The 13,802-nt window shown below is 70.0% G+C and carries 15 protein-coding genes; 14 read left to right on the top strand and 1 reads right to left on the bottom strand.

Translation table 11 applies throughout. The features are described from left to right. Positions 1–76: 76 nt before the first annotated feature. The 10 genes from trxB to ACYVGD_RS15245 all read left to right on the top strand — a co-directional run bounded on the left by trxB (position 77) and on the right by ACYVGD_RS15245 (position 8,291). On the top strand, positions 77–1,042 hold the full coding sequence (gene trxB / locus ACYVGD_RS15290) for a thioredoxin-disulfide reductase (protein ID WP_460744646.1): 966 nt from the start codon (positions 77–79) through the stop codon (positions 1,040–1,042). Between the two features lie 212 nt (positions 1,043–1,254). Next, the gene (trxA, locus tag ACYVGD_RS15285; protein WP_460744645.1) at positions 1,255–1,575 is read left to right on the top strand and encodes a thioredoxin; all 321 of its coding nucleotides are present in this window, start codon (positions 1,255–1,257) and stop codon (positions 1,573–1,575) included. Positions 1,576–1,577: 2 nt separating this feature from the next. Then, positions 1,578–2,177 carry a hypothetical protein gene (locus tag ACYVGD_RS15280; protein ID WP_460744644.1) on the top strand — a complete coding sequence of 200 codons (600 nt, stop codon included), beginning with the start codon at positions 1,578–1,580 and terminating at the stop codon, positions 2,175–2,177. Between the two features lie 102 nt (positions 2,178–2,279). After that, the gene (locus ACYVGD_RS15275) at positions 2,280–2,717 is read left to right on the top strand and encodes an OsmC family protein (RefSeq protein ID WP_460744643.1); all 438 of its coding nucleotides are present in this window, start codon (positions 2,280–2,282) and stop codon (positions 2,715–2,717) included. Positions 2,718–2,997: 280 nt separating this feature from the next. Next, positions 2,998–3,942 carry an AAA family ATPase gene (locus ACYVGD_RS15270; RefSeq protein WP_460744691.1) on the top strand — a complete coding sequence of 315 codons (945 nt, stop codon included), beginning with the start codon at positions 2,998–3,000 and terminating at the stop codon, positions 3,940–3,942. A 4-nt stretch (positions 3,943–3,946) separates the two neighbouring features. Continuing rightward, positions 3,947–4,831, top strand: a complete 885-nt coding sequence (locus ACYVGD_RS15265) for a DUF58 domain-containing protein (protein WP_460744642.1) — start codon at positions 3,947–3,949, stop codon at positions 4,829–4,831. Next, positions 4,818–5,345: a hypothetical protein gene (locus tag ACYVGD_RS15260; protein ID WP_460744641.1), complete on the top strand. Its 528-nt coding sequence runs from the start codon at positions 4,818–4,820 to the stop codon at positions 5,343–5,345. Before ACYVGD_RS15265 ends, ACYVGD_RS15260 begins: the two co-directional genes overlap by 14 nt. After that, a complete protein-coding gene (locus ACYVGD_RS15255) occupies positions 5,342–6,328 on the top strand; it encodes a VWA domain-containing protein (RefSeq protein ID WP_460744640.1) in 987 nt (328 codons plus the stop codon). Before ACYVGD_RS15260 ends, ACYVGD_RS15255 begins: the two co-directional genes overlap by 4 nt. Next, entirely contained in the window at positions 6,325–7,302 is a 978-nt protein-coding gene (locus ACYVGD_RS15250; RefSeq protein WP_460744639.1) for a vWA domain-containing protein, read from the top strand. The genes ACYVGD_RS15255 and ACYVGD_RS15250 overlap by 4 nt, the downstream gene beginning before the upstream one ends. Then, positions 7,299–8,291, top strand: coding sequence for a tetratricopeptide repeat protein (locus ACYVGD_RS15245; protein WP_460744638.1), 993 nt, complete (start codon positions 7,299–7,301; stop codon positions 8,289–8,291). Before ACYVGD_RS15250 ends, ACYVGD_RS15245 begins: the two co-directional genes overlap by 4 nt. 26 nt (positions 8,292–8,317) lie before the next feature. On the opposite strand, the gene ACYVGD_RS15240 is transcribed toward ACYVGD_RS15245, so the two are convergent. Further along, the gene (locus ACYVGD_RS15240) at positions 8,318–9,493 is read right to left on the bottom strand and encodes a hypothetical protein (protein ID WP_460744637.1); all 1,176 of its coding nucleotides are present in this window, start codon (positions 9,491–9,493) and stop codon (positions 8,318–8,320) included. A 127-nt stretch (positions 9,494–9,620) separates the two neighbouring features. On the opposite strand from ACYVGD_RS15240, the gene ACYVGD_RS15235 reads away from it, so the two are divergent. From ACYVGD_RS15235 to ACYVGD_RS15220, 4 genes are all read left to right on the top strand, one after another. Beyond that, positions 9,621–10,730, top strand: coding sequence for a serine/threonine-protein kinase (locus ACYVGD_RS15235; RefSeq protein ID WP_460744636.1), 1,110 nt, complete (start codon positions 9,621–9,623; stop codon positions 10,728–10,730). 64 nt (positions 10,731–10,794) lie between these two features. Then, on the top strand, positions 10,795–11,325 hold the full coding sequence (locus ACYVGD_RS15230; RefSeq protein WP_460744635.1) for a DNA-binding protein: 531 nt from the start codon (positions 10,795–10,797) through the stop codon (positions 11,323–11,325). A 123-nt stretch (positions 11,326–11,448) separates the two neighbouring features. Next, positions 11,449–12,390, top strand: coding sequence for a PRC-barrel domain-containing protein (locus ACYVGD_RS15225; protein ID WP_460744634.1), 942 nt, complete (start codon positions 11,449–11,451; stop codon positions 12,388–12,390). 302 nt (positions 12,391–12,692) lie between these two features. After that, positions 12,693–13,688, top strand: coding sequence for a PRC and DUF2382 domain-containing protein (locus tag ACYVGD_RS15220; RefSeq protein WP_460744633.1), 996 nt, complete (start codon positions 12,693–12,695; stop codon positions 13,686–13,688). Positions 13,689–13,802 lie beyond the last annotated feature (114 nt).

Raw genomic sequence — 13,802 nt, 5'->3', positions numbered from 1 at the left:
ACGGTTGGGTAGGGTCGAGGGCGTTCTTCGACGCACCCGGCACAGCCGGGACCACCCGGTACATCCAGGAGAGACAGTGAGCGACATCCGCGACATCATCATCGTCGGCAGCGGACCGGCCGGTTGGACCGCGGCGGTGTACGCGGCGCGCGCCGACCTGAAGCCGCTGGTGATCGAGGGCTCGATCACCGCCGGTGGTGCGCTGATGAACACCACCGAGGTCGAGAACTTCCCCGGCTTCCCCGAGGGCATCATGGGCCCCGACCTGATGGCGAAAATGCGCGCGCAGGCCGAGCGCTTCGGCGCCGAGATCATCACCGACGACGTCGTGGAGATGTCGCTGACCGGTGACGTCAAGACGGTCAAGGACTCGATGGGCGAGGAATACTCGGCGCGCGCAGTGATCCTCGCGACGGGCTCGGGCTACCGCAAGCTCGGCCTGCCCGACGAGGACCGCCTGTCGGGCCGGGGCGTGTCCTGGTGTGCGACGTGCGACGGCTTCTTCTTCCGCGACAAGGAGATCGCGGTCGTCGGCGGCGGTGACTCGGCCGTCGAGGAGGCCACGTTCCTGACGAAGTTCGCCTCCAAGGTCCACCTGATCCACCGCCGCGACGAGCTGCGCGCGTCGAAGATCATGGCCGAGCGCGCCCACAAGGACCCGAAGATCGAGTTCCAGTGGAACTCGGAGGTGACCGCCATCAAGGGCGAGAACGCGCTCGAGGCCGTCACCCTGACCGACACCGTCACCGGCGAGACGCGCGAGCTGCCCGTCCAGGGCCTGTTCATCGCGATCGGCCACGACCCTCGCTCGGAGCTGCTGGCCGGCCAGGTCGAGCTCGACGCCGCGGGCTACGTCGTCTGCCAGGAGCGCTCGACGCGTACGAACCTCCGCGGCGTCTTCGCGTGCGGCGACCTCGTTGACCACACCTACCGTCAGGCGATCACGGCCGCCGGCTCCGGCTGCTCGGCCGCCCTCGACGCGGAGCGCTTCCTCGCCGACCTGAAGGACGAGGCGCCCCACACCCCGGCCGTCGAGGCCTGACCTCCCCACCACCCAGCCCACCCGAAACCCAAAATCCTGACAAACCGCCACCAGCTGGTGTCCGAAACCAGCGGGCTCGGGACCAACCTGTGCACACGCGACAGGGCGTAGGCAACGCGAGAAGTTGCACGGGCCACGGACCCCTGAGGCACACTGGTCCGGTCACGGAAAAATCACGAAGCACGACACCGACGAAGGAAGCGGGGAAACCCATGGCCGTCCATGACATCACCGATGCGGAGTTCAGCGAGAAGGTGCTGAAGTCGTCCAAGCCGGTGCTAGTCGACTACTGGGCCGACTGGTGCTCGCCGTGCAAGCAGCTCTCGCCGATCATCGAGGAGCTCTCGAACACCTACGGCGACCGCATGGAGTTCATGAAGATGGACACCAACGCCAACCCGACGACCCCGGTCCAGCAGATGGTCCAGGGCCTGCCGACGATCCAGATCTTCGTCGACGGCCAGGTCGTCAAGCAGTTCATGGGCGCCAAGACCAAGCGCGTGCTGACCGACGCCATCGAGGAGCACATCTGACGATGGAACCCAGCGGATCGACCCCGTACCGGCCCGAAGGGGCCGACGGGGACAACGAGGAGCTCGCGGAGGTCATCGTCCACGAGGACGAGCTGCCGCCCCTGCCGTCGAACGTGCCGGTATGGGTGATGGCGGTGGCCATCGGCGTGCTCATCGCCACCCTGGGCGTCATCGCGTTCCTGGTCAACCGCGCCGGCGAACAGCCGCAACAGGCCCCCACTGCCGACCCGACGGGCATGCCGGTCCTGCCGGTGACCGTCGGAGACCAGGCCCGTGAGCCGGGCGAGAAGCCGCCGTCGAACGACTTCGGCATCGACCGCTCCGTCCAGACCACGTCGGCCACGTTCAAGAAGAACGGCCAGAACGCCTACCTGGTCATCGCCGCCCGGCCGGTCAGCGACGTCACCGACCTCCTGAAGAACCAGATCAAGGCCGAGGCCATCCGGCAGGTCGGCGACGGCGTCTGCGGGCGCGACCGCACCGACCTCGACGTGTGCGCCGTGCGCCGCAACCAGACCGTCGTCCTCGTCGCCGGCCTTCGCCAGCAGGAGCCGACGGAACAGGTCAACTTCGCCCGCGACGTCGTCGCCGAGACGAAATAGCCACGACCACGGCGAACGCCCCCGCTCCCCGACCGGGGGCGTCGTTGTTCCGCGGGGCGGGTGCCCCACGGACCCGCGTACGCATCTGGCACGATCGGCGCCATGACCACGCCTGCGCACAACCCCGATACCTACCGTTCGGTGACCGTAACCCGCGAGTCGGAGCGGCGCTACCGGGTGACGACGAAGTCCGGAGCCACGCTCGAGTTCGGGCAGGGTGAGGGCCTCGTCACGCCCGTCGAACTGCTTCTGGCCGCCATCGCCGGCTGCTCCTCGGTCGACGTCGACAACGTCACCACCCGTCGCGCCGAGCCCGAGAAGTTCGAGGTCGTCGCGTCCGGTGACAAGCTCTTCGACGACGAACTCGGCGCCCACATGGCCAACCTGAGGCTCGCGTTCGACCTCGAGTTCCCCGACACCGACGAGGGCCGCCAGGCGGCGTCGCTGGTCGAGCGGTGCGTACGCCTTTCCCAGGAGAAGAACTGCACCGTCAGCCGCACCGTCGAGCTGGGTACGCCGGTCGAGATGGTGGTCGAGTAGACGCCTCGGATCCGCCGGCACCGCGGTGATCGGACTCAATGCCCTGAGGGGACCGTCGCCGCCTGGGCGCTGGGGGGAGCGCTCGCCGGCCGGATAAGACCGTCCTGAGGCCCACGCAGCGCCTTAGCGATCCCCCGCGGGTGACCCCGCCGGTCGGCACTCTTTCCGTGGTGACCCCGCCAATCCCTAGAATTAGCTTTCGCAAACCACCCTACCCGAGGGAGCGACCGTGGCCCCACGCCAGCGCATCGACCAGGCCGACCTGGCCCGTGCGACCCAGATGATCGCCCAGATCCGGGAGGCCTTCGGCACGAAGGTCGTCGGTCAGGTCGAGTTGACCCGCAGCCTTCTGGTGACGCTGATCTCCGGTGGTCATATCCTGCTGGAGTCGGTGCCCGGGCTGGCCAAGACCCTCGCTGCGTCGACGCTCGCGTCGACGGTCCACGCGAGTTTCGCGCGCATCCAGTGCACGCCCGACCTCCTGCCGAGCGACATCATCGGTACGCAGGTGTTCGACAACACCACGGGCCGGTTCGTGACCCAGCTCGGCCCGGTCCACCACAACTTCGTCCTCCTCGACGAGATCAACCGCTCGAGCGCCAAGACCCAGAGCGCCATGCTCGAGGCGATGCAGGAGCGCCAGACCACCATCGGCGGTGAGACCCACCGTCTGCCGGAGCCGTTCATGGTGCTGGCCACCCAGAACCCCATCGAGGAGGAGGGCACCTACGTGCTCCCCCAGGCCCAGATGGACCGGTTCCTGCTGAAGGAGATCGTCGATTACCCGAGCCCACGCGAGGAGCTCGAGGTGCTCAACCGCATCGAGTCGGGTGCGCTCGACGAGCGGACGACCGACGCGGTCCTCGGCGCCGAGCACGTGTCCTTCATGCGCGACTTGGTCGGGCGGGTCTACGTCGACGGCGCGGTGAAGCGCTACATCATCGACATCGTCAACGCCACCCGTCATCCCGTCCAGGCGCTGGGCCCCGAGAAGGGCTCCTACGTCGAGTTCGGCGCGTCGCCGCGCGGCGCGATCGCGATGCTCCACGTGGCGCGCGCCAACGCGATCCTCAACGGCCGCGACCACGTCGTGCCCGATGACGTGCGCGTGATGCGCCACCAGATCCTGCGCCACCGGCTCGTGCTGACGTTCGAGGCGGTCGCCGACCGCGTACGCCCCGAGATGGTGATCGACGCGATCTTCGCGACCGTCCCGACCCCCTGAGCCCATGGCCCTGTTGACCAAGGTCAAGACGCGCATGGCGATCCACGCGCACCGCAAGGTGCGCGGCCTGCTCGACGGGGAGTACGCGTCGATGCACTCGGGCCGGTCCATGGACTTCCACGACCTCCGCGAGTACGTCGTCGGCGACGACGTGAAGGACATCGACTGGCGGGCGACCGCGCGCCACGGCGAGGTGCTGATCCGCCGCTACGTCGCCGACCGCAAGCACACGATCCTGCTGGTCGTGTCCACGGGCCGCTCGATGGCGGGCCTGTGCGACCCGCAGACGACCAAGCGCGAGGTCGCCATCCTGGTGTCGGGCATCATCGGCTGGCTCGCGATCCGCCACGGCGACCACGTCGGCCTCATCACCGGCGACGCGTCGGGCCACCACCAGGTGCGGCCCGGCGACACCGAGGTCGCGCTGGAGCGCATGTTGGCCCGCATCCAGGACGCCACCCGGCCCGACGGCCCGGTCGCCGACCTCGACGGCCTCCTCGCGTACGCCGTCCGCAGCGTACGCCGCCGCACGATCATGCTGGTCGTCACCGACGACGTCGAACTGAGCGAGGACGACGAGCGCCAGCTGCGGCGCCTGCGCGCCCAGCACGAGGTGCTGCTCGTGACGCTCGGCGACCTCGACCCGACCGATCCGGCGCTCGGCGACCAATCCGTCGTCGACCTGGACAGCCGGGCGGCGGTGCCCGACTTCGTCCGCGGCGACCGCGCGCTCCACGAGGAGCTCGTCGCCCAGGCCGCCGAGCGCATGGCGCGCCGCCGCAAGCAGCTCGACCGTCTCGGCATCGCCCACGAGCACGTCACCGACTCCGCCCAGGTCGTGCAGGCCGTGTTCCGACTCCTGGAGAGGCACCGCCATGCCTCGCGCTGACCTGCGGGCGCCCGTTCCGCTGGAGATCGGCGGTCCCGTGGCGTACGCCCCGCACTGGCTGTGGCTCGGCATCGCCCTGGCGGTCCTGACCGTCGTCCTGCCCGTCGCCTGGTGGTGGCTGACCCGCCCCCGCGCCGAGAAGCAGGCCGTCGAGGCGCCGCGTACGCCGGCCTCGGCGCTCGAGGAGGCGCGGGCCGCCATCGCCGCGGTGACCGACGGGCACGCCAGCGGCACGATGCCCGACCGCGCGGCCCATCAGGAGCTGTCCCGCGTCGTACGCCGCTTCGTCGCCCAGGTCTCCGGCTGGCCGGTCGACCACATGGGTCTGTCGGACCTGCGCGAGGCGATGGGCCGCGACCCGCGGCTGGAGGGCCTCACCCACTACGTGGCGCTGCTCAGCCCGCCGAGCTTCGGCCCCGACGGCACCGGTGACGTCCCGGGCGCGGCCCGCGAGGCGGACGCGCTGGTCACCCGCTGGGCCCAGGCGCTCACCTCCACGGAGGCCACCCGATGACCTTCGTCTTCTGGCCGTTGATGGTCCTGATCGCCGCCGCGGTGGCGTACGGTGTGTGGCGCTGGCGCCGGCAAGACCCGGCCCGTGGCCCCATCCCGACGGGCCTGTACGCCGCGAACACCGACCGGCTGCGCGCGTCGGCACGCTACCGACAGCTGGCGTCTCGGGCACTGCGCTGGTCGCTGGTGACGCTGGTGTCGACGCTGCTGGTCGCGGTGGGCTCGTTCCTGCTGGTGGGGCGTCTGGCCGACGCGACCACGACGAAGGAGGCCCAGCACAACCGCGACATCATGCTGTGCCTCGACGTGTCCGGCTCGATGCAGGAGGTCGACTCCGACATGCTGCGCGCCTTCCAGGAGATCATCGGCCACATGCGCGGCGAGCGCATCGGCCTGACGATGTGGAACAACTCGTCGGTTCTGGTCTTCCCCCTCACCGACGACTACACCTACGTCACCGAGCAGATCGACGCGACGACCAAGGCGCTCGACGAGTCCGACTACAAGTTCTTCGAGGGCACCTCCGTCGGGGACGGGGCCTCGCTGATCGGGGACGGCCTGGCCTCGTGCATCCAGCGCTTCGACCGCCTCCAGGAGCCGCGGTCGCGCTCGATCATCCTCGCCACTGACAACCAGCTCAACGGGGAGCCTGTCTACCGACTGCCCCAGGCGATCGACCTCGCGCTCAGGCACCGGATCACCGTCCACGGCGTAGCTGACCTGGAGTCGCAGTCGATCCGCGAGATGCGCGACGAGCTGGCGCGTACCCAGGGCCAGATGTACCTCCTCGACAAGCCCGGCGACGGTGCCGCGATCGTCAACGCCATCGAGGCGACGGAGGCGCGGCGCCTCGAGGGCGCGGTGTCGCCCAGGGTCAGCGACATCCCGTGGCCTGGCGTCCTGCTGTGCTCGTCGGGCCTGCTCGGCCTGGCGCTCGCCGAGCCGTTGCGCGCTCTGGCGACGCGGACGAGGAGGCGGCCGTGAGCTTCGCACCCATGGTGGCGTACGCGGTCGCGGCGCTCGTCGCGCTGGTCGCGTTCGCGCTCGTCGTCCGGCGCAGGCGTACGCGGGCGACCCTGCGCCGGCTCGCGATGGCCGTGCTCCTGCTGCTGATCGCCGTCCGCCCCGTTGTCGGCTCACAGTCCGGCACGGCGATGGCCGCTGACCTGGACGTGCTGCTGGTCATCGACCGGTCGACGTCGATGGCGGCGGAGGACTACAACGGCGACCAGCCGCGTACGCGTGGGGTCGCGGCCGACGTGCGGGCCGTCACCGAGCGGTACGCCGGCGCCCGCTTCGCCATGGTCACGTTCACCCGGGAGGGGTTCGTCGAGATGCCGTTCGCGACCGACGCGACGGCGGTCGTGACGCTGGGCGACTCGATCAGCCCCCAGCTGTACCTCTACTCAGCGGGGTCGACGATCTCCGGCGGCGTCGAGTCGGCGAAGGCCCTGCTGGAGCGGGCCGAACGCGACCGGCCGGGCCGGAAGCGGATCCTCGTCTACATGGGCGACGGCGAGCAGACGTCGGCCGACCCGCCCGGCTCGTTCGCCGGTCTGAAGCCACTCGTCGACGGCGCGGTCGTGATGGGTTACGGCACCGACGCCGGTGGACGGATGGCCAACGGCATCTCCAACGACCACGTCCGCGACCGCAGCACCGGTGACCCGGCCATCTCCCGCATCGACGAGGGCAACCTGCGTCGCATCGCGCAGGAGCTCGACGGCACCTACCTCCACCGCGCCCGTCCCGACCGTCCTGACCTCCCGGGCGTACGCACCGGTTTCAGTGCCGCGCTGACGGGAGCGAAGGTCACGAGCGGTGCCGAGACGTACTGGGTGTTCGCGCTCGGGCTGCTGGGCCTGGCGCTGTGGGAGCTGTGGGAGAGGGCCACGCAGCACCGGCGGCTGCGGGCCGAGCTCGGCGTACGCACCGAGACGACGAGGAGGACCTCGTGAGCAGGTTCTGGAACCCGCGCCGCCGTCGCTCGGCGTACGTCGTGGCGCCGGTGTGGCTGGTGCTGGTCCTCGTCGCGGTGCTGCTGCTGACGAAGCTCGCCGACAACGCCGCCGGGCGCGAGTCGTACGTGGGCCACGACCCCGCCGGGGCGCGCCAGCGCTTCGAGCGCACCCAGCGCATCAACGTCGTCGAGCCGTGGATCGCCCACTTCAACCACGGCACGGCCGCCTACCAGCTGCGCCGGTACGCAGAGGCGCGCACCGACTTCAGCACCGCGCTGGCGTCGGTGCCCAAGACGCACGACTGCATGGTCCGGCTGAACCTCGTCGAGACCATCGAGCGCATGGGCGACGAGCTCGCCGCCGCACGCAGCTTCGACGCGGCACGGGTGCAGTACGAGGAGGCGCTGCGGGTGCTGCGCGCCGGGAGCTGCGGCGACCGTACGCCGGATCCCAGCGCGAGCCCGAGCGCCGAGCCATCGGCCTCGCCGTCGCGCAGCGGTACGCCGTCCCGTTCGGCGTCGTCGGCCCCCGGTTCCTCCGAGTCGGCCACGCCGGGACGCTCGGGGGCCCCGTCGCCCGGCCACTCGGGTGAGCCGACGAGCGGGCCCTCCGGGGTGCCATCGAGCAGGTCCTCGGGCCAGCCCACGAACGGTCCGTCGGGTCAGCCCACGAGCGGTCCGTCGGGCCAGCCCACGCAGGGCGAGCAGAAGTCCGACGAGGAGCGCCGCCAGGAGGAGAAGCGGCGCGCCGAGGAGGCGGAGAAGCGGCTGGAAAAGAAGCAGAAGGACGCGAGCGGTCAGGGTCAAAAGGGCGCCACACAGTCACCCTCGCCGACCAGCCAGCCGTCCCCGGCCGAGCAGGACGAGCAGGGCGAGGCCCAGCGGCAGCAGAAACTCGAGAAGCAGAACAAGGACGCGCGCAAGGAGAACCAGGAGGGGCGCGACCGCAAGGACCGCACCGGCCCGCGGGTAGACCGACCCTGGTGAGGCCGGGGCTCGGGCCCCGAGTCAGGTCAGCGGGAGCGGAGCCAGACGACGCCGCTGCTGATGAGCATCAGCGCGCCGGCGACGCCCAGGCCGGCGGCGGCGTACCTCTTGGCCGGGGTCGATGCGGGCTCGACCTTCTGGGTCGTGGTGGTCGGGGCCTGGCCGTTCGCGTACTCCGGCTTGCCCTTCACCTCGCCCTCAACGTCGATCGTGAGGGCGTACGTGAGGGTCGTCGGCTTGCCGAACGGTGCCTCGGGCACGCCGACGGCGATGATGTGCTTGCCGGCGAGCCAGGACCCGCGCCCGCCCTTGGTGTAGGAGCGCCACACGACGGGGTCGGTGATGAGGGTTCGCGTCTGCAGGGCGGAGCGGCCGAGCGAGTGGCTGCCCCGCTCGACGTCGTTGAGCGCGGGACCGATGACGTTGGCCTGCAGCTCGGCATCCTGCGCGTCGGCGAACTGGGTCGCCGCGGCCACATCGGTCTGGACCATGAGCGTCTGGCCCCAGTCGACGTCGACGACGAAGTACTGGGGCTTGTTGGTCGTGATCGTCAGCTTGTAGGTGTGGTCGGACTTCACCGGGGCGGGCTCGGCGATCGATTCGCTGGGCGTCACGCTGCCCACGGTGCCGAGCCCGAGCTGGCGGCGCCCCTGCTTGGGCAGCTCCGACGGCAGTTCGGCCAGGTTGACGACTTTCGGTACGCGGACCACGCGCATCAGCAGCGGGGCCTCGTCCTTGGCGCTGGTGAGGTGATCGAGGTTGTAGCGGCGCAGCTCGACGGAGAGGTCCTTGTCGGTGCCGCAGCCCTCGAAGGCGTTGCCGCCGTTGTTGATGACGGCACGCCCGGGCTTGATGGCCGAGCCGCCGAACGACGCCGAGCACAGGTTCTTGCCGGCCTTCGTCACGCCGCCGATGCCGTCGGTGCCCATGTTCGGCACGCTCATGGCGAACCCGAGGAGAACGGTCTGGTCGGTGTCGGTTCGCTTGACGTGGTAGTTGCGCGTGGTGTCGTCGCGGCTGCCCTTCGAGCCCGGCATCGTGTCGACGGCGTCGCCGTCGGGCAGCTCGGGCGCGCCCTCGGCCTCTTCGCTGCCGGTCACGGTGGGCGGTGCGGCCGCCGCGTCGGGCGCGTACGCGACCCCGCCGGCGAGCCAGAGGGCTCCTGCGGCGGCGAGGGCAGCGGTACGCGTGGTTGGAGTCACCCAGTCATTGTGGTCCACGAAGGGGTGAACTGTCGCCCGTGACATCGCGGGGCCGCGCGTACGGCTCGCGGTTGAGGCATCCGGCCCCCGTCATGGCATCCTTTGCCCATGGATGGAGGTATCACGCGTGGGTGAGGTCTTCGGCGGCCGCTACGAGCTGGTGGACAACATCGGCGCCGGCGGCGCGGGCACCGTCTGGCGCGTCTGGGACTCCCGCGAGCACCGTTATCGCGCGGCCAAGCTCACGAAGCAGTCGGACGCCGCGTCGCTGCTGCGTTTCATCCGCGAGACGGGTTACCGCATCGAGCACCCCCACATCGTCGCCCCGCAGTCGTGGGTGGGCGAGGACGACCGCATCCTGCTGACGATGGACCTGGCGACCGGGGGCTCGGTCGCCACGATGATCAAGGACTACGGCTCGATGCCGGACTGGTGGGCGCTGATCGTGACCGACCAGCTGCTCCAGGCCCTCGAGGCGATCCACGAGCGCGGCCTGATCCACCGCGACATCAAGCCCAGCAACCTCCTGCTCCAGGCGACGGGCACGGCGCTGCCGGACGTACGCCTGGCCGACTTCGGCATCGCCGCCCACATGACCGATCCGCGGCTGACCCACACCACCGAGGTCGTGGGTACGCCGGGCTACATGTCCCAGCTGGCGCGCATGGGCACCGACCCCCAGCCGGCGCAGGACCTCTACGCGACAGCCTGCGTCATGGGCGAGATGCTCACCGGCCTGCGTCCCCGCGAGGCCGACCCGCCGATCGACCTGTCGTCGGTGAGCCCGGACATCCGGGCGTTCGTCGAGCGCATGTGGGCGAACTCGGGCAACGGCTTCGAGTCGGCCGCCCAGGCGCGCGCGGCCCTGCGTACGCTGCGCGCGACGACGACTCCCCAGACCGCGCCGATCGAGGTCTTCGACCAGGTGGGCCCGCTCCCGGAGGGGTTCGGGCGGGAAGGGCCCGTCCACGGGTTCGGGCAGGCAGGCATGCCGCTCGCCCAGGCCACCCCCGGCTGGCCGCAGTCGGCCCCCACGTTCGCCGGGCCGCAGATGCCGATGTCCCAGGGGAGCGCCCCCCACCCGGGCACGCCCGCGACGGGCAACCACCTGGTGAATCCGGTGACGGGTTCGTCCGCGGTCGGACAGGGCCGATCCAGGTTGTCGATAGCCGTGCCGATCCTGGCCGGGCTCGGTGTGATCTGCCTCATCGCAGCCGTGGTTCTGGCCACCGTCTGACCCCGCCGCGTTGGTACCGTCCCCGCGAGATTCCCCCCATTCCTGCCCGTAGTGAGGAACCCCGATGCATCAGAAAAGTGACGCCGACGTCACAGCCACGCGCAAGCGCCAGGCCGAGGTGTACGGCGACTCCCTCAACATCCTCTTGGGCCGGTGCTCCAACGCCCTCCAGCTCACCCAGGCCCGCATGGCCGAGCTCCTCGGCGTGTCCGCCCCCATGCTGTCCCAGCTGATCAACGGCAAGCGCATCAAGATCGGCAACCCCGCCGCGGCCCAGCGCCTGCTGTGGATGATCGACATCGCCGGTCAGGTCGAGCGCGGCCAGCTGTCGCACGGCGACGCGATGGCCCAGCTCCAGCGCAACTCCGTCGTCCAGGACGTCGTCACCGGCTCCACGACCTCGCGTCGCGCGACCCGCCTGGGATCGGAGATCCAGCAGGTCTTCCGCCAGGCCGCCAGCGCGGCCGAGTGGATCGAGGCTGCGGCGATCCTGAAGGACTCCCATCCGGAGGTCTCGGAGCTCATCACGATGTTCGGCGTGGAGCGCCTCGATCGCGCCAACGCGTACGCGGAGCGCCTCGTCGACGGCGAGTGATTTCTCATCACGTTTTCATCACAGATCCCTTGTGATCTGCCTCACGTCCGTGGTTAGGCTGGGTGAAGCAACGAGTCGACGACGCCGATGACGGCGCGACTTCCCAGCCGAGGAGGCAGCAGCATGACCAGCAACGAGCAGCACGGCAGCCGCGAGGCGATCCGCGACCTCATGAGCTCCGTCGTGGTCGACCGCGACGGCGAGAAGGTTGGCTCGGTGGGCCAGCTTTTCTTGGACGACGAGACCGGCAAGCCCAGCTGGGTGACCGTGAACACCGGGCTGTTCGGCAGCAAGGAGACCTTCATCCCGCTGAACGGCGCCCAGAAGTCCGGTGACGAGATCCGTGTGCCCTTCGACAAGGCTCTGATCAAGGACGCCCCCTCGCGTGAGGTCGGTGACCACCTGACCCCCGACGAGGAGGACACGCTCTACAGCCACTACGGCCTCCCCACCAGCTCCGGCACCTCAGGTCATGACCACGACCGTCGTGAGGGCGGGATGATGGGAGACCGCGACCACGACGGCAAGCCCAACGCCCTCGACCGCAACGACCACGACGGCCGTCAGGGCGGCATGGGCACCGCGGCTGGGCTGGGTGCGGCCGGCGCGCAAGCCGGCATGGCAGGCCGCCGCAACCGTCTGCGCCCCCAAGACGACATGGGCCAGCAGGGCATGTCCGACTTCGAGCGCGGCTTCCAGGCAGCTCAGCAGCACGGTCCGGCCGGGGGCGGCCAGCAGGGCATGTCCGACTTCGAGCGCGGCTTCCAGGCAGCTCAGCAGCAGGGCGTCGGCCAGCCGGAGGTGCATCAGCAGGGCATGCGCGGTCAGCAACCCGGGATGGGCATGGGACAGCAGGGCAGGGGCCAACAGGACGGCATGGGCCAGCAGGACGGCGTGGGCCAGCAGGGAATGGCGGGCCGGCAGACCATGGGTCAGGGCTCGCAGCAGTTCGTCCAGCAGGGCCAGCAGGGCGACATGGGCCAAGAGGGCCACAAGCTCCGCGACCGCGACGGCGACCTGCGTGACGCCATGGGCGATCTCCGCGGGGGCACGGACATCCACTGACATTGTCTGAGCGATTCCTCATCAGGGGCCGGGGATCTCCCGTACCCCTCTTCCGACCCTAGTCAGATGCGATTTAGGGGGCTGGCCGCGGCGCACCTGAGGGAAATTGAATGACATTTCAGGCGGAGGGGCTTGGGGTCGAGACCGTTTCGTGACTATTGTCGAGGACATCGAGAAGTCGACTTAACTCCGAAGCTAAGGAGGCTCTCGCCAGCGGTGATCTGAAGCCTGGACCACCACGACGAAGGTCGGTGAAAGATCGACCGCGAACCGTACGACTCAAACGAACGGAGCAGCACAGCATGAACTCGAACCAGAACATCGACGCCCTGATCAACTCCACCGTGTACGACAACGATGGCGACAAGGTCGGATCGGTCGGCCAGCTGTACCTGGACGATTCCACTGGCAAGCCGAGCTGGGTCACCGTTGCCACGGGCCTCTTCGGTTCGAAGGAGACGTTCGTCCCCCTCGATCAGGCCACCGTCTCGGGCGACGAGATCCGCGTTCCGTTCGACAAGGACACCATCAAGAACGCCCCGAAGGTCGACGTCGACCAGCACCTCTCCCCCGCCGAGGAGGAGGAGCTCTACCGTTACTACAAGCTGGAGGGCACCGGCACGCGTACCGACCGTGACCACGACCGCAGCGCTGCCGCTGGCACCGCCGGGGTCGCTGGCACCGCCGGGGTCGCCGGCACCGCCGGGGTCGCTGACTCCGCGACCGATAACGCCCACGACGCCCGCCGTGCTGCCGACACCGACCGCGACCGTGACCACAACCGTGACACCGGTGAGGCCATCACCGCCCACGAGGAGCGCCTCAACGTCGGCACAGAGCGCCGCGAGGCCGGCAAGGCCCGCCTGCGCAAGCACGTCGTCACCGAGACCGAGCGCGTCGAGGTCCCCGTCCAGCGCGAGGAGCTGCACGTCGAGCGCGAGTCTCTGTCCGGCGAGCGCGCCACCGGCCACAAGATCGGTGAGGACACTCACGACGAGACGATCACCCTCCACGAGGAGCGCCCCGTGGTCGACAAGGAGACCGTCGCCACCGAGCGCGTCCACGTCGGCAAGGAGACCCACACCGACACCGAGACGGTGCAGGCCAAGCTCAAGCACGAGGAGATCGAGGTCGATCAGGCCGGCCGCAGCACCGAGGCCCCCGGCACCACCGGCACCACCGGCACCACCGGCACCACCGGTCGCACCGGCGACCGTGACGGCGACGGCGACGTCGACCTGAAGGACAAGGCCGGCAACGCGTTGGATCGCGACAACGACGGCAAGATCGGTCGCTGACCCAGCCAGCGCCACCACCACGAGGGGCCCCGCCGACGGCGGGGCCCTTCGTCGTCCCCGCCCGGTTCCACGTCGATCCGGCTACCCGCCTCTGGTCAGGGGTCATGCACCCCG

The organism is Mariniluteicoccus endophyticus, assembly GCF_054780035.1.
Note: the sequence above shows the minus strand (reverse complement) of the source record. Positions and strands in the feature narration are given on the sequence as shown.